This is a genomic window from Bacteroides fragilis NCTC 9343 (assembly GCF_000025985.1).
In the GTDB taxonomy this organism is placed as follows: Bacteria; Bacteroidota; Bacteroidia; order Bacteroidales; family Bacteroidaceae; genus Bacteroides; species Bacteroides fragilis.
Window position 1 is genome coordinate 2,731,434 of record NC_003228.3, and the last position, 20,403, is coordinate 2,751,836.

At 42.1% G+C, this 20,403-nt stretch carries 18 protein-coding genes; 8 read left to right on the forward strand and 10 right to left on the reverse strand.

Annotated elements, in window-relative coordinates; genetic code table 11:
• Window positions 1–11: 11 nt before the first annotated feature.
• From BF9343_RS11055 to BF9343_RS11070, 4 genes are all read right to left on the reverse strand, one after another.
• On the reverse strand, window positions 12–1,709 hold the full coding sequence (locus tag BF9343_RS11055; protein ID WP_005787608.1) for an alpha-amylase family glycosyl hydrolase: 1,698 nt from the start codon (window positions 1,707–1,709) through the stop codon (window positions 12–14).
• Between the two features lie 10 nt (window positions 1,710–1,719).
• Window positions 1,720–2,778: a Gfo/Idh/MocA family oxidoreductase gene (locus tag BF9343_RS11060; RefSeq protein ID WP_005793979.1), complete on the reverse strand. Its 1,059-nt coding sequence runs from the start codon at window positions 2,776–2,778 to the stop codon at window positions 1,720–1,722.
• Window positions 2,769–3,569, reverse strand: coding sequence for a patatin-like phospholipase family protein (locus BF9343_RS11065; protein WP_005787611.1), 801 nt, complete (start codon window positions 3,567–3,569; stop codon window positions 2,769–2,771). Before BF9343_RS11065 ends, BF9343_RS11060 begins: the two co-directional genes overlap by 10 nt.
• A 175-nt stretch (window positions 3,570–3,744) precedes the next feature.
• The gene (locus BF9343_RS11070; RefSeq protein ID WP_010992978.1) at window positions 3,745–4,959 is read right to left on the reverse strand and encodes an MFS transporter; all 1,215 of its coding nucleotides are present in this window, start codon (window positions 4,957–4,959) and stop codon (window positions 3,745–3,747) included.
• 220 nt (window positions 4,960–5,179) lie between these two features.
• Between BF9343_RS11070 and BF9343_RS11075 the strand changes: the two genes are divergently transcribed.
• The 4 genes from BF9343_RS11075 to BF9343_RS11090 all read left to right on the forward strand — a co-directional run bounded on the left by BF9343_RS11075 (window position 5,180) and on the right by BF9343_RS11090 (window position 8,869).
• The gene (locus BF9343_RS11075; protein WP_005787615.1) at window positions 5,180–6,682 is read left to right on the forward strand and encodes a glutamine synthetase family protein; all 1,503 of its coding nucleotides are present in this window, start codon (window positions 5,180–5,182) and stop codon (window positions 6,680–6,682) included.
• Window positions 6,683–6,767: 85 nt separating this feature from the next.
• Complete coding sequence (locus tag BF9343_RS11080) at window positions 6,768–7,349, forward strand: Crp/Fnr family transcriptional regulator (RefSeq protein WP_010992979.1); 582 nt, start codon at window positions 6,768–6,770, stop codon at window positions 7,347–7,349.
• Between the two features lie 71 nt (window positions 7,350–7,420).
• Complete coding sequence (locus BF9343_RS11085; protein ID WP_010992980.1) at window positions 7,421–8,134, forward strand: SDR family NAD(P)-dependent oxidoreductase; 714 nt, start codon at window positions 7,421–7,423, stop codon at window positions 8,132–8,134.
• Window positions 8,135–8,278: 144 nt separating this feature from the next.
• On the forward strand, window positions 8,279–8,869 hold the full coding sequence (locus BF9343_RS11090; protein WP_010992981.1) for a phosphatase PAP2 family protein: 591 nt from the start codon (window positions 8,279–8,281) through the stop codon (window positions 8,867–8,869).
• A gap of 80 nt (window positions 8,870–8,949) precedes the next feature.
• Here the strand turns inward: BF9343_RS11090 and BF9343_RS11095 are convergent, their stop codons facing one another.
• From BF9343_RS11095 to thiD, 6 genes are all read right to left on the reverse strand, one after another.
• Window positions 8,950–9,159 (reverse strand): winged helix-turn-helix domain-containing protein, encoded by a 210-nt coding sequence (locus BF9343_RS11095; RefSeq protein ID WP_005787623.1) that lies wholly within the window; start codon window positions 9,157–9,159, stop codon window positions 8,950–8,952.
• Window positions 9,160–10,056: 897 nt separating this feature from the next.
• A complete protein-coding gene (locus BF9343_RS23705; RefSeq protein ID WP_005787629.1) occupies window positions 10,057–10,227 on the reverse strand; it encodes a hypothetical protein in 171 nt (56 codons plus the stop codon).
• A gap of 41 nt (window positions 10,228–10,268) precedes the next feature.
• On the reverse strand, window positions 10,269–11,138 hold the full coding sequence (gene sucD, locus BF9343_RS11100) for a succinate--CoA ligase subunit alpha (protein ID WP_005787631.1): 870 nt from the start codon (window positions 11,136–11,138) through the stop codon (window positions 10,269–10,271).
• A complete protein-coding gene (gene sucC / locus BF9343_RS11105) occupies window positions 11,135–12,283 on the reverse strand; it encodes an ADP-forming succinate--CoA ligase subunit beta (protein ID WP_005777701.1) in 1,149 nt (382 codons plus the stop codon). The genes sucD and sucC overlap by 4 nt, the downstream gene beginning before the upstream one ends.
• A 205-nt stretch (window positions 12,284–12,488) precedes the next feature.
• Window positions 12,489–13,376: an ACP S-malonyltransferase gene (fabD, locus tag BF9343_RS11110; protein WP_005793967.1), complete on the reverse strand. Its 888-nt coding sequence runs from the start codon at window positions 13,374–13,376 to the stop codon at window positions 12,489–12,491.
• A gap of 103 nt (window positions 13,377–13,479) precedes the next feature.
• A complete protein-coding gene (gene thiD / locus BF9343_RS11115; RefSeq protein ID WP_008660224.1) occupies window positions 13,480–14,313 on the reverse strand; it encodes a bifunctional hydroxymethylpyrimidine kinase/phosphomethylpyrimidine kinase in 834 nt (277 codons plus the stop codon).
• A gap of 341 nt (window positions 14,314–14,654) precedes the next feature.
• Here thiD and BF9343_RS11120 point away from each other — a divergent pair, with 341 nt between their 5' ends.
• The 4 genes from BF9343_RS11120 to xylE all read left to right on the forward strand — a co-directional run bounded on the left by BF9343_RS11120 (window position 14,655) and on the right by xylE (window position 19,865).
• Window positions 14,655–15,386, forward strand: coding sequence for an NUDIX hydrolase (locus BF9343_RS11120; protein WP_005787639.1), 732 nt, complete (start codon window positions 14,655–14,657; stop codon window positions 15,384–15,386).
• Between the two features lie 51 nt (window positions 15,387–15,437).
• Complete coding sequence (locus BF9343_RS11125; RefSeq protein ID WP_010992982.1) at window positions 15,438–16,943, forward strand: xylulokinase; 1,506 nt, start codon at window positions 15,438–15,440, stop codon at window positions 16,941–16,943.
• A gap of 89 nt (window positions 16,944–17,032) precedes the next feature.
• Window positions 17,033–18,352: a xylose isomerase gene (gene xylA, locus BF9343_RS11130; RefSeq protein ID WP_010992983.1), complete on the forward strand. Its 1,320-nt coding sequence runs from the start codon at window positions 17,033–17,035 to the stop codon at window positions 18,350–18,352.
• Between the two features lie 64 nt (window positions 18,353–18,416).
• Window positions 18,417–19,865, forward strand: coding sequence for a D-xylose transporter XylE (gene xylE / locus BF9343_RS11135; protein WP_005787646.1), 1,449 nt, complete (start codon window positions 18,417–18,419; stop codon window positions 19,863–19,865).
• The last annotated feature ends 538 nt before the right edge of the window (window positions 19,866–20,403 follow it).

The following is a 20,403-nucleotide window of genomic DNA, read 5'->3' on the forward strand; positions in this document are numbered from 1 at the left end:
TATTCAGAAGGTTAAAATTTAATCTTCAATATTTTACCCGTATAAGCTCCTAAAGCGATTTCTGTTGCCTTATATGGCAGTAAACTGATTTCTTCTACTTTATCTGTTAGTAAATCAACCGCTTTATAAGAATCAAATTGAGGAATTTGTAAAAAGTCAAAGGCATGAGAAGGCACATTAATCGCAACATTTACTGGCTGATTATCAAAGTTTACGACAATAAATAGCAATTCATTCTTGTATTTACGCATAAATGTATATTGCTTGTGCTCATTAAATCTCCATCCATTTTCATTAGCATACATCAAATCAAAGAATACGCCGTTTGATATTGCCTGTTCTTCATTGCACAACGTCAAAACTCTCTGATAAATTGCATATAAATGTTTTTGCTCTTCAGTTAGCATCTTCCCGTCAAACTTTCCTTCATTTCGCCAGCGCCGAATTGTATCTACACTCCAATAATCGAAAATAGTAGTACGTCCATCACGTCCACTGAAACCTTCACTATCCATTCCCATTTCTCCGAATTCCTGACCAAAGTAGATCATCATGGGGTTAGTATTCATGCAAGCAGATACAATTAAGGCAGGAACACCTTTGCGTGGATCTCCGGCAAAAAAATCAGATGCAATACGTTGTTCGTCATGGTTTTCAAGGAAGTTAAGCATCCGCTTTTCAATCCCCCCTAAAGACTGCCAACTACGAGTAATAGCAGTTGCAGAGTCATAACCACAAGCTACATTGCGCAATGTATCATACAGTCCTACTTTATCGTAGAGAAAATCAAATTTACCACGAAATAAATAATTCTTATATTCGTGCGGATTGTATACTTCAGCAATAAATATAATATTCGGATACTCCTGTTTCACTTGAGGGATAGCCCATTCCCAAAATTCTACCGGAACCATTTCGGCCATGTCACAACGGAAACCATCAATATTTTTAGAGGACCAAAAAAGGAGGATATCCAACATTTTAGTCCAAGTATCCGGAGTAGGGGAGAAATGGCAAGTTCCACCATTCTGATAATCCACACCATAATTTAACTTTACGGTTTCATACCAGTCATTAATATTAGGGTAAGCATCAAAACGGTTATTTCCGGTTGCTTTGGCAGGAAATTCATGATAGGGTTCCAAGGCATTTCCCGTCATATCAAACTGTCCATGCAATTCCGATTGCGGAATATAGTAGAAATTATTGTACGGACTAAAAGAGTAGTTAGGATCATCATTGGCTCCCAGCTGAGTGGTGCCGTCAGGTTGTGCATCCGAATGGTATTGACGCGCTACATGGTTCGGAACAAAATCAATTATTACTTTTAATCCTGCTCTGTGTGTACGACTTACTAGATTTTCGAATTCTTTCATTCTTCCAGGGACATCAGTAGCCAGATCCGGATCTACATCATAATAATCTTTAATGGCGTATGGAGATCCCGCTTTACCTTTTACAATAGCCGGATGATCCGGACGGATGTTGTATCTTCTATAATCAGTTTGGCTGGCATGTTCGATAATACCCGTGTACCAAATATGTGTTGCTCCCAGTTTTTTTATTTCTCCCAAAGCTTTGGCAGTAAAATCAGCCATTTTTCCACAACCATTTTGTGAAATATCTCCATTGTAGATACAGTGATTATTATTATTACCAAACAAGCGTGTAAACACTTGATAAATAATCATTTTGTTTTCGTTCTTCATTTTATATATGCTATTTAAGATTGACAATTTTATTTTCTCGATGGCTTTGATAAGCCGCTTCGATTATTCGTATCACATTCAAAATATCTTGTGCATGTGTTTCCAATGGTTGTCCTAAACATAAGTGTTCATAAATATTCTGATAAAAGCCACCATAATTTCCGGCTATGCCCGGATATTTTCGGCAGATTTCTTTTCCATTTATTTCTGTATGTAATAATCCCCATTCCTGCTCTGATTCTTCTCCCCAATTCGGACGTTCAGGTATTTCACCAGCTAATAGAGCAGCTTCCTGTTTATCGACTCCATATTTAACATACGAACCTAGTGTTCCATGTAAGGCAAAACGTGGTTCGGCTTCTCGCATCAGGTAACTTGCTTTCAAGGTGATTTTCACATTTGGTGCCAACGAAGGATGTAACAGATGAATTATAAAATAATCATCAACTTTTCCTCCTTCACGCAGGATACCTAAATCTGCAAAAACAGCTTCAGGCATCCCAAAAAGCTGAATAGCCTGATCGATCAGATGTGAACCCAAATTATAGGTTAATCCACCACCGGACTCTCCGGTCTCTTTCCAAGTATTAGGCTTTATAAAATTACGATAACGAGCAAATGTAGATTCATATTCTACCAAACGTCCTAATAAGGATTTGGCAAGAATATCACGTACCGTTAAGAAATCTGCATCCCATCTGCGATTCTGATATACACTTAGCATCAAACCTTTTTTCTTAGCCAAAGCTATTAATTCTTCACCCTGTTTGGTGGTAGAAGTAAACGGTTTCTCAACTACTACATTTTTCCCGGCTTCAAGAGCCATTCCGGCATATTCATAATGTGTATTGTCCGGAGTGTTAACGACTATAAGATCTATTTCAGGATCTTCTGTCAACTCCTTAAAACTACGTACTATTGATGCTTGCGGATATCGTTCTTTAGAGAGTTCCTTACTACGCTCTACTATTTTGTAAAGTTCAAAATGAGGATTCGTGCTGATAAATGGAGCGTGAAACACCTGTCCCGACATACCAAAAGCAGCCAATCCGGTTTTTATTATTTCCATATCTTTCCTTTCTCTTCAATTAGTTGGTCCAGAACCTCAGAAGCAGTGTTATAGCCTTGTTCAAAAATCTCTTCGGCCTTTTCAAGTTCAGTATTGCTATAACCCTCTAGGTTGTAGGGTTCAATTAGTAAATCGCAATTGTCTCGCTCCGGAAACGTATTGGCACGAAACATAAAATGATAAGAACGCATGGCAATGCTAACGATGTTCATTTTATATTTTTCTGCCATCAACGGGCTGACATTCACTGCTACCACTTTTTCACATTCATTTCGGATGGTAGATACAGGTAAATTCATCAGAAGTCCTCCGTCCACATAATGTGTATTTCCTATTTTTACAGGTGTAAATAACACCGGCATACAGCATGAAGCAGCTACCCGTTCAGCTATATTCCCTTTATGAAAATGCATGCTGCGACCATGATCCAGATCAGTGGCAGTAATGATAAGAGGAAGTTTTAAATCCTCTAGCTTCTGAGCTTTAAGATTTGACTTCAAAAAGTCAATAAACTCTCCCAAAGCAAATAAGCCTACTTTAGGAATTACAAGTTTTGTCAAGTCCTGAAATTTATGTCCGGAAAAGTAGTCCAAAACCCTATAGGGTTCGTTGCCATCGGCATAAAATACTCCGGCCAAAGCCCCGGCACTGACTCCTGAGATAATATCCGGTTTAATATCATGTTCCAATAAAGCCTGAATAACTCCCAAATGGGCAAAGCCTTTAATAAAGCCTCCGCTCAAGGCATATCCGATGTTATAAGGTTTTCCGGTTAATACACTATTTTCCATTTTCATTTACTTGATTCATATATGTTCGCCACGAAATTAGTAAAATAAATGAAAGGGAGAATTGATATAAGGAAAAAACTGGTAGAAAATAGCATAAAATAAGGATAAAATAAGGAAAAGTGATTCCGGATTTTACAAAGTCCAAAATAAAAAACAAACTTCGTCTCTTTCCTGATTATTCTTGTTTTTCACTTCTCACTTTCTTCAGATCCGGTAAAAACCAGGTCACCAATCCTAACAACGGCATAAATGCACAAACATTATATACAGCATCAATCCCAAACTTATCGGCCATATTGCCAAGAACAGCAGATGCAATGCCTGCCACTCCAAATGCAAAACCGAAAAAAAGTCCGGAAATCAGTCCTAACTTGTTGGGAAGCAGCTCTTGTGCATATAACAGAATAGCTGGAAAAGCAGACGAAAGCATTAAGCCGACACAGAAACTAAGAATTATAGTCCATACGAGTCCGGCATGTGGCATCAATAAACTAAAAGGAGCTGTTCCCAGGATCGACCCCCAAATAACATATTTACGGCCTATCTTGTCTCCAATGGGGCCTCCCATCAATGTACCAATGGCAGTGGCTACCAGAAATACAAATAAAAAGAGTTGCGACTGCTGAATGCTTACATTAAACTTATGGATCAGATAAAATGTATAATAGCTGTTCAGACTTGCCATATAAATATATTTAGAGAATATAAGAATCATCAGTATCGTGATAGCAAATACAGTCTTTTGAGGAGGAAGCGGGCGCTCGATATATGCTTTTGCATGGATCGGACGTTTTTTAAGATGGTTCAGATAAGAACGGTACCAGCGGCAAATAGGAAACATTACACAAATAGCCGCCAAAGCAAGGATAGCAAATAGTGCAATATGATGCCTGCCATAAGGAGCCACTAATAATGCGACTAATAAAGGGCCTAACGATCCCCCCAGATTTCCACCTACCTGAAAAAGTGATTGTGCCAATCCCCGTTTCCCTCCCGAAGCCAAAAAGGTGATACGGGATGCTTCCGGATGGAGAACAGACGAACCTATTCCAATGATAAAGACAGAAGCAAGCAGCCAATTCAGATTGGATGCAAAAGCCAGATTCAGCATACCTATCAAAGTGAAACTCATTCCGATAGGAAGCGACCAAGCTATAGGACGTTTATCAAAAATAAGGCCGGTCAGTGGTTGAAATACAGAAGCAGACATCTGGTAAACTAGGGTTATCAATCCAATCTGAGCGAAACTTAACGAAAGATCTTCTTTAAAAAGAGGATATACAGCCGAAATGACAGATTGCAAAAGATCATTTAAACAGTGAGATACACTTAATGCAATTAATATAGGAAATGCAATTCTACGAACCGGCTGAGTCTGACTTTGTACCATATAATCTATACCTTATTTAAAACCGGCTGCAAAGGTATAAAAAACGAAAGAAGTTAGCAGTATAGAAACAACTTTAAATAAGGAATACCCGAATCACTATTAACCGAAGAGAGAATTATTATTTTTTACGGCAATAAATCTTGGTTTGCTGACTTTTTGTGTATCTTTGGTTCTCAAAATAATATGTTAACCCCAATAATGAAACAACAACCAACGTATGATGAACCAAGAATTATTAATGAGTCCCAACCGTTTGGTGACTTTTCTGCAAAAGCCTGCTGCTGAGTTTACAAAAGCAGACATCATTAACTATATCCAACAGAATGAAATCCGCATGGTCAATTTTATGTATCCTGCTGCGGACGGACGGCTAAAAACTCTGAATTTTGTGATAAACAATGCTTCCTATCTGGATGCCATCCTGACTTGTGGTGAACGGGTAGATGGGTCGAGTCTGTTTCCTTTCATAGAAGCCGGAAGTAGCGATCTGTATGTAATACCACGTTTTCGCACTGCATTCGTCGATCCGTTTGCAGAAATACCTACACTCGTGATGCTTTGCTCCTTCTTTAATAAAGATGGGGAACCTTTGGAAAGCTCTCCCGAATATACTTTGCATAAGGCTTGCAAAGCATTTACAGATGTAACAGGTATGGAATTTCAGGCTATGGGAGAATTGGAATATTATGTAATTTCCGAGGATGACGGTCTATTTCCGGCTACCGATCAGCGTGGATATCACGAGTCGGGACCTTATGCAAAATTCAATGATTTCCGTACACAATGTATGTCTTATATAGCCCAAACAGGTGGACAAATAAAGTACGGACACTCGGAAGTAGGCAATTTTATGCTTGACGGCAAAGTTTATGAGCAAAACGAAATAGAATTTTTACCCGTCAATGCCGAAAATGCGGCCGATCAATTAATGATTGCCAAATGGGTTATCCGTAATTTAGCTTACCAATATGGATATGATATTACTTTTGCTCCCAAAATTACAGTAGGTAAAGCCGGGTCAGGGCTACACATTCATATGCGAATGATGAAAGACGGACAAAACCAGATGCTGAAAGATGGCGCTCTCTCGGATACCGCTCGTAAAGCCATTGCCGGTATGATGCAGCTTGCTCCTTCCATTACGGCTTTCGGCAATACCAATCCTACTTCATACTTCCGTCTTGTACCCCATCAGGAAGCACCTACCAATGTTTGTTGGGGTGACCGAAACCGTTCAGTATTGGTACGTGTTCCGTTAGGATGGTCCGCACAAACGGATATGTGTGCACTAGCCAATCCTTTGGAATCGGACAGTAACTATGATACTACTCAGAAACAGACCGTAGAGATGCGTTCACCGGATGGCTCAGCCGATCTTTATCAATTATTGGCAGGTCTTGCAGTAGCTTGTCGGCATGGGTTTGAGATAGAGAACGCTTTGGCTATTGCAGAGCAAACGTACGTTAATGTAAATATCCATCAGAAAGAAAATGCAGACAAGTTGAAAGCTTTAGCCCAACTTCCCGATAGCTGTGCAGCATCTGCAGATTGTTTACAGAAACAGCGTACTGTATTTGAACAGTACAATGTATTCAGTCCTGCTATGATCGATGGTATTATCAGTCGATTACGAAGCTATAATGATGCCACTCTACGCAAAGATATACAGGACAAACCGGAAGAGATGCTGGCACTGGTGAGCAAATTCTTCCATTGTGGATAAATTAAAGAAACTCATTTTAATGCGGATTGAATGTTATATTTCAATCCGCATTATTTAGATTCGCACTTCAAAATGAAATTATGTCATGGATGAAGAAGTGAAAGGTTTTAATAGATATATGTCAAAGGTTGACTTTCAACCTGTCACAGAATTTATATTTCAAAATGGACAGTTGACAGATTATAAAAAGGGAGAGTTTTTTAGCCGTCAAAATGAATCTTGCAAAATGGTAGGCTACGTGACGGAAGGCTCCTTTCGTTATTGCTGTACCGACAGCCGTGGAGGAAGTAAGATTGTCGGTTATACGTTTGATCACTCTTTTGTGGGAAATTATCCTGCTTTTCGTCTGGGAGACAATTCTAATGTCGATATACAAGCTATTTGTAATTGTTCGGTTTATGTAATCAATAACAGGCAATTAGAGGAGTTTTACAGTCGAAATGAAACAAATCAAAAGTTAGGTAGGCAAATAGCAGAGATATTGCTTTGGGAAGTATATGAGCGGATGATCTCTTTATATAGTATGACTCCTGAAGAACGCTATACGGAAATCTTAAAACGCTGTCCCGAATTGTTGAACTTGATCTCGCTAAAAGAATTGGCATCCTATCTGATGATCTGTCCGGAAACACTGAGTCGTCTTCGAAGAAAATTAGTACAAAAGTAAAATCTTGATTTCAGTCAAGATCCATGTGTTCCGAACCCGATACCTTTGTGCAAACTTTAAAAAATATAAAAATGAAAAAAGTTATTATTATAGGAGCTACTTCCGGAATCGGTAAAGGATTAGCAGAGCGCTTTCTCCGGGAAGGAAATACAGTTGGTATTACGGGGCGTAGAGAAGATAAACTACAAGAGATCTGTTCTCAAAATAAAAATTGTTTTTATAGTGTTTCCGATGTTACCAAAGATACCGATACAGTCCGACAACTGAGCAATCTTGTGAACAGAGTGGGAGGTATGGATATACTTGTATTCTGTTCGGGAATAGGGGAGCTAAATCCTGAACTTGATTATCTTCTAGAGAAACCGACTCTTTTAACCAATGTAATAGGATTTACCAATGTAGTGGATTGGGCTTTTCACTTTTTTCAGAAGCAAGAATGGGGGCATTTGATTGTAATTTCATCTGTAGGCGGAATGCGCGGTGAAGGAATAGCCCCGGCATACAATGCCTCGAAAGCCTATCAAATCAACTATACCGAAGGATTAAGAAAAAAAACAGCCAAGCTACCTTATTCTATTTATATCACTGATGTACGTCCCGGATTTGTCGATACGGCAATGGCAAAAGGGGAGGGGTTGTTTTGGATTACTCCGTTGGATAAAGCTGTACAACAGATTTATCGCGCCATCCTTCGAAGAAGAAAAGTTGCGTATGTTTCGAAGAGATGGAAATACGTAGCATTACTTCTGAGAATGATACCCGCCTCGATTTATTGTAAAATGTGATGTGCATTATGTTGTTTCATCCCCATATATTAATATGAATGTTATAATAAGACAAATAATATTTTCATATGAATTCTACCTAATGTCTTCTACATCAAAAAAATTATCTTTGTAGGCATAACAATACACCTATAATAGAACAATATGAGTCCACGTAAATTAATGTTTTGGTTGTTTGCCTGTATCTTTTTAGTTTGTGCCCTGCGGGCCGGGTTATTGACAAGTGCTGATCAATATATCTATCATTTACGTAATATGCATGCTTCTACTTTTGCATATCGGTATGATGATTTTTTGCCATACCTTCCGATTGTTGCTATGTTCGTGTTAAAACTTACAGGAGTAAAGAGCCGTAGTAACTGGAAACGAATGCTCGTCTCTACTGTATTTTCTTATATATTAATGGGGACCATAGTGCTTACAATGAAATCACTGGCGGGGGTTCTTCGTCCCGACGGTTCCGATTTCCTTTCATTCCCTTCGGGGCATACAGCTACGGCTTTTACGGCTGCCACACTACTGTATAAAGAATATGGTTTCAAGACCCCCCTAGCGGGTATTGCTACCTTCTTGCCGGCAGTTGTCACCGGATTCACAAGGCAGTTGAATAATCGCCATTGGCTGAGCGACGTTTTGGCAGGTGCCATTATCGGTATCATGATGGTAGAGTTAGCCTATTTTCTTACCGATAGGCTCTTAATGAAAACCGGTGCACAGACTTGTTCCAAATCATAAAAACATAATGGGGCGTATTGCTTGACAATACGCCCCATTATGTTTTTTAGACCCAGACAGTCAATCTTCTTGAGATAAAATCAGAAAGCATCATGACTGACGTATAACAGGTAGTTGTGTCTCTGAATAAAAATATTATTTTCTCTGGCTAACCAACCTACCGCAAGTGCAACGTCTTCGGCGCTGAGGTTAATTTTCCGACTAAGTTCCTGAATAGATATTTCTCCCCTCATTTCATTCAGGGTGCGCCATACTTTGCCGGCGTTTTCTCCAATTGTCTCTAATTCCATTTTATATCATTTGGTTATGTCCCTAATATACAAAAAAATATTTAACTACGAAGTTTTTAAAACGTATTTTTATCATGGTTTTACATTTTTTAGTTCAGGTACGAATTTGGGCTTTTATCCTACAGCCTTATCCCGAAAAGACTTAAAGAAAGGTCGAAGCAAACCAATGAAATGCAATAGTAAAATGAAGAAAATACTATTTGATTCATCAACCAGATGTCATTCAATCTGAAGTCGTGCCCCCTTCGTAGAAAATAGGTCTCAGACGATAATCTATGAAATATAAAATGATATTTAAAAGAAATAGCATTTCTTAAAGTCCGGATACGTTTTGGCTGAAATCTTTCCGGTATTAAAAAAGGAGCCTGAATGATTCCAGCCTCCTTTTTCAAACGTTTTTTTCAATCAAATCCTGTTTTATAATCCTTTACTCATGGAGCATTACATAGCCCCAAATCATAGAATCGGAACTACCGATTCTATCGAACAATCTTTTTACCCATTTCATAATCTCTACTTTTTATGTTATACCTTGAAAACATGACAAATGTAAGGGAGATATATGATGATTGAATTGACATAGGATAAAAATGCCATTTTGTGCTATTTGTTTTTGATGTACATCAAAAATTATAGAGTAATTCTATTACATCTCACAAGAAAATCATTGGATAATTAGGTAAATATGAAAATAAACAGTTAAAACATGAGCCGAAGCGGAACAAAGTACCTCCAATTCCGTCTTATTATAAATGTTACACAACTGATAAATTGAGGGAGCCGTATACCCTTTATGCGTAGCCATTCCCGAAGGTAGCCGGGAGAATATTCTATTTCCTTTGAAAAAGCCCGTACAGTTTTTATGTACGGGCTTTTCTGTGATTAAAGAGAAGTGATTCATTCATTGTTGTCTTCTTCGTCGTCAACCAGATTATTGAGTTCTAATTCCAAGTCGACTAACTCTTGTTCCCACGTCTTCAAAATTTCTTTAGGAGTATCTTTGGGAGCTTTTTTTATTCTTTCCTGAGCTAAAGACACTTCATGCTCTAATTGTCTACGTCTACTCATAACTTTTAATTTGTAGTTTGATAAATTAAAAAAAGAATTGTTTAGAAACTGCCTTTCAGTAAATCCGGTATTTCCGAGGGTTCACCGGCAACTCTGATTCCTGCAGCTTCCAATGCTGAAATCTTTTCGGTTGCAGAACCGGAACTTCCGGATATAATAGCTCCGGCATGTCCCATCTGTTTACCCGGCGGGGCAGATCTCCCTGCAATAAATGCCACCACAGGTTTAGTCACATGTTCACGAATGTATGTTGCGGCCAACTCTTCTGCGTTACCCCCAATCTCACCAATCATCACAATAGCATCAGTTTGCGGATCATTTTGTAACATTCCCAAAAGATCACGAAAATAAAGTCCGACAACCGGATCACCTCCCATACCAATGGCAGTGGACTGTCCCATACCTTTAGCAGTCAGATGTGATACGATTTCATAGGTCAACGTACCGCTACGGCTGATTACTCCTATATTGCCCGGAGTGAACACTTGCCCCGGAAGAATACCTACCAGACTTTCTCCGGGAGAGATCAGGCCGGGGCAATTCGGCCCAATGAGTTTAGCTCCCTTCAGTTCGACAAACCGGTAGGCCTTTATTACATCCAATGTAGGAATTCCTTCTGTGATACAAATTATCAGCCGGATACCGGCATCGGCAGCCTCCATAATAGCATCGGCAGCAAAGCGTGCCGGTACGAAAATAACAGATGTATTGGCTTGCGTTCGGCGAACAGCCTCATGCATGGTGTTGAATACCGGAAAGGTATCGTCTATCATTGTTCCTCCTTTGCCGGGTGATGTTCCGCCCACCACATTTGTTCCGTATTCAGCCATCTTTTTGGCATGAAAGAGTCCGTCCCTGCCTGTGATACCCTGCACCAAAAGTCGGGTAGATTTATCAATAAGTATGCTCATATCGATTCTTTCTTTAATGATTCTATAGCCATTTTAGTAGCTTCTTCCATTGTCTGGGCCACTTGAAAACGGTTATTCTTACGCAATAATTCACGTCCCATATTTCCATTAGTGCCTGTAAGCCGCACAATAATAGGAATATCCGTTTGTATCTGCTCAAACGCCTGTAAGAGTCCGATGGCTACATCGTCACATCGGGTGATACCTCCGAAAATATTGATAAAGACTACTTTGACTTTTTTGTCATCCAGCAATAATCTCATAGCTTCTATCACCTTGACAGGATTTGAACTACCGCCAATATCAAGGAAATTAGCCGGATTTCCTCCATAAAGCTTGATCATATCCATAGTTGTCATAGCCAGACCGGCTCCATTAACCATACAGCCTATCTCGCCGTCCATGCGCACATAGCTGAATCCTCTTTCTTTGGCAATCGCTTCCAACTTCTCATCTTCTGTGGGCTCTGATAACTTCTGTAAGTCCGGATGACGATAAAGTGCATTATCATCAAAAACCATTTTGGCATCAATAGCCAATAATGTCCCAACAGGGGTAAGTACCAATGGATTAATTTCAGCAAGTGAAGCATCTTTTTCAATAAATGCTTTGTAAAGATCTTGAATAATAGTTGCCATCCGGTTAGCTTGCTCAGCTTGTTCAAAGAGAGAGAAAGCAAACTTATGTGCCAGATAATCGGGAACTCCGATTAGAGGATCAATGCTGCAACGTATTATCTTTTCCGGAGATTGGCGGGCTACTTCCTCGATGTCCATACCACCGGCCGCACTCATAATCAGCGTGACAGAGCGCGTATTACGGTCTATCGTAAAACTGATGTAATATTCGGCTGCAATGTTGACAGCCTCACTAAGAAGAATCTTGGTGACGGGATAACCTTTTATAGTCATCTCCAAAATAGTTTGAGCGTATTGGTAGACATCTCTATCATTATTGGCCAACTTTACTCCGCCGGCTTTTCCCCGCCCGCCGGTCAGCACTTGGGCTTTTATGGCTACCCGGTTTACCCCCATTCGGTGATAAGCAGCCACAGCCCCATCTGCCGTATGGCATAAAGCATGCCTCTCGACAGGTATTCCGTAAGTGGAGAAAATCTCCTTTGCCTGATATTCGTGTACTTTCATTGGATAAAATAGGTTTATTATCCAATTATAACAAAAGTGTTGGCAAAAAAGTTGTAAACTGTCCGCGTCCCTTCATTGCAGTCCAGAGCGATCTTTACAGATAGAACGATGAGAGTAACTTATGACCTTAAAACAAAAACACACAGCACCGGAATCCTACATAAAGATTCCGATGCTGTGTGTTAAGAGTGGTCTATCAATAGACTTATGCTATTCCGTGAGCCGAAACTGTAGAGTCGATCTTCTTGATCAATCCCTGCAATACGGCACCCGGTCCACATTCTGTGAAGTCGGTAGCACCATCGGCAACCATATTTTTTACGGTCTGTGTCCAACGTACAGAAGCAGTCAACTGAGCAACCAGATTCTTCTTGATTTCCTGCGGGTCTGTATGGGGCAGGGCATCTACATTCTGATAAACCGGACATTTCGGTGTGTGGAACTCAGTCGCGTTAATGGCAGCTTCCAATTCTACTTTGGCAGGATCCATCAGAGGAGAATGGAATGCACCGCCTACTTTCAACGGAAGCGCACGCTTAGCTCCGGCTGCTTTCATCAGTTCACAAGCTTTTTCGATACCCGGTACAGATCCGGAAATTACAATCTGTCCCGGACAGTTGTAATTGGCAGGTACACAAACTTCTCCTTCAGCGGTAACAGAAGCACAGATTTCTTCTACTTTCTCATCCGGTAAAGCTATAATAGCAGCCATTGTAGAAGGAGTTGCCTCACAAGCTTTCTGCATAGCCATAGCACGTGCATAAACCAATTTTAAGCCGTCTTCAAAAGACAGAGCGCCGGCAGCAACCAATGCAGAAAACTCACCCAGTGAGTGTCCGGCAGTCATTTCAGGTTTGAAGTCATCACCCATGCAAAGTGCAGAAATAACAGAGTGAAGGAATACAGCAGGCTGAGTAACCTTGGTCTGACGAAGATCTTCGTCCGTACCGTTGAACATAATATCTGTAATGCGATATCCCAGGATATCATTTGCTTTTTCAAACAATTCTTTTGCTAAAGCTGAAGTTTCATACAGGTCCTTACCCATACCTACGAATTGGGCACCTTGACCGGGGAATACAAATGCTTTCATATTTTTGTTTTTTAATTTAATTTGCGGGTGCAAAGTTATATATTTTTGCAATATCATAGCACAGATTTGGTGAAATTGTGCAATGGACAATATGTTTTTCAGTCTATTCTACCTTATTATCGTCCCATATCCGGGCTTTCTCAGGGCCCCAGAAGTGACATAACGGTCCGTTGCCATGTCCGATAATTATTTCCTTGCCGGCATCAATAGCTTTGCTTACATAACTCTTTGCCTTGCCAACTGCCTGGTCCATAGGAAGTCCTAATGCCAGATAGGTGGCGATCGAAGAAGAAAGGGTGCATCCCGTCCCATGCAAATTCCGGCTCTCTATCTTTTTCTCCTTATATATATAGGCGTTCCCATCGGTAAACAGCACATCCTGCATTTCGTTTCCCTCCAGATGTCCTCCTTTCACCAATACCGCTGTATGATACTCTTCTGAAAGTTGCCGGGCAGCTTCTTTCATCTCTTCTGCTGTTGTGATTTTCTTTCCGGTCAGTACCTCCGTTTCATCCAGATTGGGAGTGATCAGGCTTGTAAGTGGAAAAAGTTCTTCTTTGATCAACTGTATTGCATCTTTTGCCATCAACTTCCGTCCACTGGTTGAAACCATGACGGGATCATAAACTATCGGACAATGAGGATACTTTAGCAGGCACCCGGCAATAATCTTCACAAGCGCCGGTTCACTCACCATACCTATTTTCAGGGCATCCGGACGCAAATCTTCCATAACCGCTTCAATCTGTCCCTGCACTATCTCAGCAGGAACTGTATGCACAGCTTTTACTCCTCTTGTATTCTGCACGGTAACAGCAGTAATTACCGATGCCGCATATGCTCCCAAAGCAGAAATCGTTTTTATATCTGCCTGAATGCCTGCCCCGCCCGAACAGTCGGAGCCGGCAATGGAAAGAACGACCGGATAAGTTTTCATTTTAGTTTTTTTAATAGTTTGGTGGCAAAGATAGGATAAAAACAAAGAAGATACAAAATGACATACCCTATAAAATACAATAAGTCCCTCGTATCGCTCGAGGGTATGCGACGACCGAAAGAACTGATTATAAAGACTCCCCGGCTTTCTGTACTTTCTACAATTACTATCGTTCACCGAGGGTAGAAATACATATTGTTATCGATACAATAAGATGAATACTCCTTAGTGTAAAATTTACGATATGTATATATATGAAAAACAATGCTTTATAGCATATTATTTATTTGTTTACCGCATGATAATATCTCTATATTTGCAGCAATCAAAGACTCAATATTATGCATGACATACCCAAACAAATCCCATTGGCAAACAATCACATCTCAGTGGACTGTGTAGTGATCGGTTTTGACGGAGAACAACTCAAGGTTCTGCTGATTAATCGGATAGGAGAGGAAAACGGAAAAGTTTATCGTGACATGAAACTTCCCGGAAGTCTGATCTACATGGATGAAGACCTGGACGAAGCAGCCCAGCGGGTCTTATTCGAACTGACCGGTATCCGAAACGTCAACCTGATGCAATTTAAGGCATTCGGTTCCAAAAACCGGACGAGCAATCCCAAAGATGTACATTGGTTGGAACGGGCTATGCAATCGAAAGTGGAACGCATAGTCACCATAGCTTATCTGTCGATGGTAAAGATAGATCGGGCACTGGACAAGAATCTGGATGAATTTCAAGCCTGTTGGGTAGCGTTGAAAGACATAAAGACATTGGCTTTCGACCATAACTTGATAATCAGAGAGGCGCTGACTTATATCCGGCAATTCGTAGAGTTTAATCCTTCGATGCTATTCGACTTGTTGCCGCGTAAGTTCACCGCATCTCAGTTACGAATCCTGTTCGAACTGGTATATGACAAAGCAGTGGATGTGCGTAACTTCCATAAAAAGATAGCTCTGATGGACTACGTTGTACCGCTGGAAGAGAAACAAACCGGAGTAGCCCATCGGGCAGCCCGTTATTATAAGTTCGACAGGAAGATATATAATAAGACAAGACGATAACCCCCAATCGGGATTTAATATTAAACTACAAATAAATTAATAAACAGTATCATGTTTTTATTAGGTTATGATATAGGCAGCTCTTCGGTTAAAGCGAGCCTGGTAGATGCAGAAACAGGTAAATGTGTCGCTTCTGCGTTCTTTCCGAAAACAGAGGCGGGCATCATTGCCGTACGTCCCGGATGGGCAGAGCAAGAACCGGAAAGTTGGTGGGAGAACTTGAAACTCTCCACCCGATCCATTCTCTCGGAATCACGGGTAGATGCCAAAGACATCAAAGCCATCGGCATCTCTTATCAAATGCACGGTCTGGTGTGTGTGGACAAACGGCAACGCACACTGCGTCCGGCCATTATCTGGTGCGATTCACGTGCGGTCTCCTACGGGCAGAGGGCATTCGAGGCAATCGGTGAGAAGTTCTGTCTGGCACATTTGCTTAATTCTCCCGGAAACTTTACTGCTTCAAAACTGGCATGGGTGAAAGAAAACGAACCGGATATCTATGAACAGATCGATAAAATCATGTTGCCGGGAGATTACATCGCCATGAAACTGAGCGGTGAAGTATGTACGACAATAGAGGGACTCTCCGAAGGAATGTTTTGGGACTTCCGAAACAACCGCCCGGCCGACTTCCTAATGCAATATTACGGAATCGATCCTTCGCTGATAGCCGACATCCGGCCTACTTTCGCCGAACAGGGGCGACTGACAGGTACGGCTGCCCGGGAACTCGGGCTACAAGAAGGCACTCCGATCACTTACCGTGCAGGAGACCAGCCCAACAACGCTCTTTCCCTGAATGTGTTCAACCCGGGTGAGATAGCTTCCACAGCCGGAACATCGGGAGTCGTATACGGAGTAAACGGCGAAATCAATTATGATCCGCAGTCACGTGTCAACACCTTTGCCCATGTCAACCATACTGCTACCGATCCCCGCCTCGGCGTATTGCTCTGTATTAATGGAACAGGGATTCTTAACTCGTGGATCAGGCGCAATGTTGCCCCCGAAGGTATTTCGTACGCCGAGATGAACCGTTTTGCTTCATCCGTTCCCATCGGCAGTGCAGGTATCAGCATCCTTCCTTTCGGCAACGGAGCAGAACGAATGCTCGATAATCGGGCAACCGGTTGCGGTATACACGGCGTAGACTTCAACAGGCATGACAAATCACATCTGATCCGGGCGGCACAGGAAGGAATCGTCTTTTCATTTAAATATGGCATCGACATTATGGAAGAGATGGGCATCCCCGTTAAAAAGATCCATGCCGGACACGCCAATATGTTTCTGAGTTCTGTTTTTCGCGAGACACTGGCCGGTACGACGGAAGCCACCATCGAACTCTATGACACAGACGGTTCCGTTGGTGCAGCCAAAGGAGCAGGAATGGGAGCGGGCATATATAAAAACCATGAAGAAGCATTCGCCACTCTCGATAAGCTGACAGTCGTAGAACCGGATGCCGGCAAACAACAGGAATACACTGATGCTTACGCACGGTGGAAACAATGTCTGACTCAGTCCATGCAGACAGAAACAGAGAATAAGTAATCATTAAGAATAGAATATTAATCATTCCGGCTTTCTTTCTTCTTCCCAAAGGAAGAAGAAAGGGCAAAGCCCCTAAAATTTTAAATAAGATGGCAACAAAAGAGTACTTCCCGGGTATAGGGAAAATTAAATTTGAAGGAAAAGACAGTAAGAACCCGATGGCATTTCGCTATTACGATGCCGAGAAAATGATTAACGGGCGTAGTATGAAAGATTGGTTAAAGTTTGCAATGGCATGGTGGCATACACTTTGTGCCGAAGGCGGTGACCAGTTTGGAGGCGGAACCAAACAGTTCCCATGGAACGGTGACCCTGATCCCGTGCAGGCAGCCAAGAATAAAATGGATGCCGGTTTCGAGTTTATGCAGAAAATGGGCATCGGGTATTATTGCTTCCATGATGTCGATCTGGTTACGGAAGCCGACAGCATCGAAGCCTATGAGGCCAACTTGAAAGAGCTGGTTGCTTATGCTAAGCAGAAACAGGCCGAAACAGGCATCAAACTGTTGTGGGGAACGGCCAATGTATTCAGCCACGCGCGTTACATGAACGGTGCAGCCACCAATCCCGATTTTGATGTTGTGGCCCGTGCCGCTGTCCAGATAAAGAATGCGATTGATGCCACCATTGAACTGGGAGGTACGAACTATGTCTTTTGGGGTGGACGCGAAGGCTATATGTCGTTGCTGAATACTGATCAGAAACGCGAAAAAGAACATCTGGCACAGATGCTGACCATTGCCCGTGATTATGGACGTGCACGTGGTTTCAAGGGCACTTTCCTGATTGAACCGAAACCCATGGAACCGACAAAGCATCAGTATGATGTCGATACAGAGACAGTTATCGGCTTCCTGAAGGCTCACGGACTGAATCAAGACTTCAAAGTGAATATCGAAGTGAATCATGCCACCCTTGCAGGACATACGTTCGAACATGAACTGGCGGTGGCTGTAGACAACGGAATGTTGGGGTCTATCGACGCAAACCGCGGCGATTATCAGAACGGATGGGATACGGATCAATTTCCGATTGACAACTTCGAACTGACACAAGCCATGATGCAGATTATCCGTAACGACGGATTAGGTAACGGCGGTACAAACTTCGATGCCAAAACTCGCCGGAACTCTACTGACCCGGAAGATATCTTTATCGCACATATTGCCGGAATGGATGCTATGGCACGTGCCTTGGAAAGCGCAGCCAATCTGCTCAATGAGTCTCCTTACCAGAAAATGTTGTCCGACCGTTATGCCTCGTTCGATGCGGGCAAAGGCAAGGAGTTCGAAGAAGGGAAACTCAGCCTGGAGGAACTGGTTGCTTATGCCAAAGCCAACGGAGAGCCGAAGCAGACCAGCGGCCAACAGGAACTGTATGAAGCACTCGTTAATATCTACTCATTATAAGTCCGTATTTCACGGTCTGCAGGCTCTTGTTGCCTGCAGACCGTAATTCAAAAAAGCTAATGCCATGAATCATACCAACGAGGGTAGCAAGCTCTACCTGTATTCCATTACATCGGTAGCCATCCTGGGCGGATTGCTGTTCGGCTATGATACCGCTGTAATTTCAGGAGCTGAGAAAGGGCTCGAAGCCTTCTTCCTCACAGCCACAGATTTTCAATACGACAAAGTGATGCACGGCATCACCTCCTCGAGTGCACTGATCGGTTGCGTCTTGGGTGGTGCATTGTCCGGCATCTTCGCTTCACGGCTGGGGCGCCGCAACTCACTACGGCTGGCCGCCGTACTTTTCTTCCTTTCGGCACTGGGGTCTTATTATCCTGAATTCCTGTTCTTTGAATATGGGAAGGCTAATATGAACTTGCTTATCACCTTTAATCTCTACCGCATTCTGGGAGGCATCGGAGTGGGACTGGCGTCCGCTGTTTGTCCCATGTATATTGCCGAGATAGCTCCCTCCAACATTCGCGGTACACTGGTGTCATGCAATCAGTTTGCCATAATCTTCGGCATGCTTGTGGTTTACTTTGTAAACTACCTGATCTTGGGCGACCACCAGAATCCTGTTATCCTGAAAGATGCTGCTGGCACACTTTCTGTAAGTAGTGAGTCGGATATGTGGACCGTTACCGAAGGGTGGCGCTATATGTTCGGTTCCGAAGCCTTTCCGGCAGCTTTCTTCGGCATGTTACTCTTCTTCGTACCCAAAACTCCCCGTTATCTGGTAATGATTGATCAGGATCAGAAGGCTTATTCCATTCTCAAAAAAGTGAATGGAGCCACAAAAGCACAAGAGATTCTTGCCGAAATAAAAGCCACTTCGCAGGAAAAGACAGAGAAGCTGTTCACCTACGGTGCGGCGGTGATTGTTATCGGTATTCTGCTTTCTGTCTTCCAGCAAGCCATCGGCATCAACGCCGTGCTCTATTATGCGCCGCGAATATTCGAAAATGCCGGTGCCGAAGGCGGAGGAATGATGCAAACCGTCATCATGGGCATTGTCAATATCGTCTTTACACTGATAGCTATTTTCACCGTCGACCGTTTCGGACGAAAACCGTTGCTTATCATCGGTTCCGTCGGTATGGCTGTCGGAGCCTTTGCAGTCGCCTTGTGTGACAGTATGGGTATCAAGGGGATACTTCCCGTACTGTCGGTCATTGTATATGCAGCTTTCTTCATGATGTCATGGGGACCCATCTGTTGGGTACTGATATCCGAAATCTTTCCCAACACCATCCGTGGCAAAGCGGTGGCCATTGCTGTGGCATTTCAATGGATATTCAACTACATTGTTTCATCTACGTTCCCCGCGCTCTATGATTTCAGTCCGATGTTTGCCTACAGTCTTTACGGAATCATTTGTGTGATTGCCGCCCTCTTCGTATGGCGTTGGGTGCCGGAAACCAAAGGAAAAACATTGGAGGATATGAGCAAACTTTGGAAGAAGCGTTAACCGGAGTAGATCTTACGTCATTCCACATTGAAAGCAAATCGAAGTAAATGCCGACCGAATGCAGCATATACATCCTTTTGGCTAACATGCACTTCTTGAGAATCCGGTAAACCGGAAGCGTAGCAAACCATAGTCGGTAGTTTCACCCCTTTCAGCTTGCTTCTGAAAGGGGTGGAGCTACCGACTTTTAGATGAATTAAAGTAAGCAAACGAGCCAAAAGCTTACTTCATCCACTCATTAAGGCGTAACCATCCGGTCCGGATGGTTACTACATATGCTCCGTATGGTCTAATGATATCGAATGGGAGCAGAAACGGGGATGATATTTCTCTATTTGGTTATATCTGTACGATAGAAATAAAATAGAAGAATGATAACTGTTTACCCTATTTATTTATCATAGAGATATTAAAAAGAGAATCCACCTATATATATTTCAGTAAATACATATAGATGGATTTCCTTTTTAAAAACGCTGATTCAAATTGCAGACGATTTTTTTAGTCATCTTGCCCGATGGACAGAAAGATGCGATTT

Bases quoted from the DNA above. Each gene is read 5' to 3' on its own strand.
- sucD (WP_005787631.1), bottom strand. From the start codon at position 11,138: ATGAGCATACTTATTGATAAATCTACCCGACTTTTGGTGCAGGGTATC.
- xylA (WP_010992983.1), top strand. From the start codon at position 17,033: ATGGCAACAAAAGAGTACTTCCCGGGTATAGGGAAAATTAAATTTGAA.
- BF9343_RS11090 (WP_010992981.1), top strand. From the start codon at position 8,279: ATGAGTCCACGTAAATTAATGTTTTGGTTGTTTGCCTGTATCTTTTTA.
- BF9343_RS11120 (WP_005787639.1), top strand. From the start codon at position 14,655: ATGCATGACATACCCAAACAAATCCCATTGGCAAACAATCACATCTCA.
- BF9343_RS23705 (WP_005787629.1), bottom strand. From the start codon at position 10,227: ATGAGTAGACGTAGACAATTAGAGCATGAAGTGTCTTTAGCTCAGGAA.
- BF9343_RS11055 (WP_005787608.1), bottom strand. From the start codon at position 1,709: ATGAAGAACGAAAACAAAATGATTATTTATCAAGTGTTTACACGCTTG.
- BF9343_RS11070 (WP_010992978.1), bottom strand. From the start codon at position 4,959: ATGGTACAAAGTCAGACTCAGCCGGTTCGTAGAATTGCATTTCCTATA.
- BF9343_RS11095 (WP_005787623.1), bottom strand. From the start codon at position 9,159: ATGGAATTAGAGACAATTGGAGAAAACGCCGGCAAAGTATGGCGCACC.
- BF9343_RS11080 (WP_010992979.1), top strand. From the start codon at position 6,768: ATGGATGAAGAAGTGAAAGGTTTTAATAGATATATGTCAAAGGTTGAC.
- BF9343_RS11075 (WP_005787615.1), top strand. From the start codon at position 5,180: ATGAACCAAGAATTATTAATGAGTCCCAACCGTTTGGTGACTTTTCTG.
- BF9343_RS11125 (WP_010992982.1), top strand. From the start codon at position 15,438: ATGTTTTTATTAGGTTATGATATAGGCAGCTCTTCGGTTAAAGCGAGC.
- BF9343_RS11060 (WP_005793979.1), bottom strand. From the start codon at position 2,778: ATGGAAATAATAAAAACCGGATTGGCTGCTTTTGGTATGTCGGGACAG.
- fabD (WP_005793967.1), bottom strand. From the start codon at position 13,376: ATGAAAGCATTTGTATTCCCCGGTCAAGGTGCCCAATTCGTAGGTATG.
- thiD (WP_008660224.1), bottom strand. From the start codon at position 14,313: ATGAAAACTTATCCGGTCGTTCTTTCCATTGCCGGCTCCGACTGTTCG.
- xylE (WP_005787646.1), top strand. From the start codon at position 18,417: ATGAATCATACCAACGAGGGTAGCAAGCTCTACCTGTATTCCATTACA.
- BF9343_RS11085 (WP_010992980.1), top strand. From the start codon at position 7,421: ATGAAAAAAGTTATTATTATAGGAGCTACTTCCGGAATCGGTAAAGGA.
- BF9343_RS11065 (WP_005787611.1), bottom strand. From the start codon at position 3,569: ATGGAAAATAGTGTATTAACCGGAAAACCTTATAACATCGGATATGCC.
- sucC (WP_005777701.1), bottom strand. From the start codon at position 12,283: ATGAAAGTACACGAATATCAGGCAAAGGAGATTTTCTCCACTTACGGA.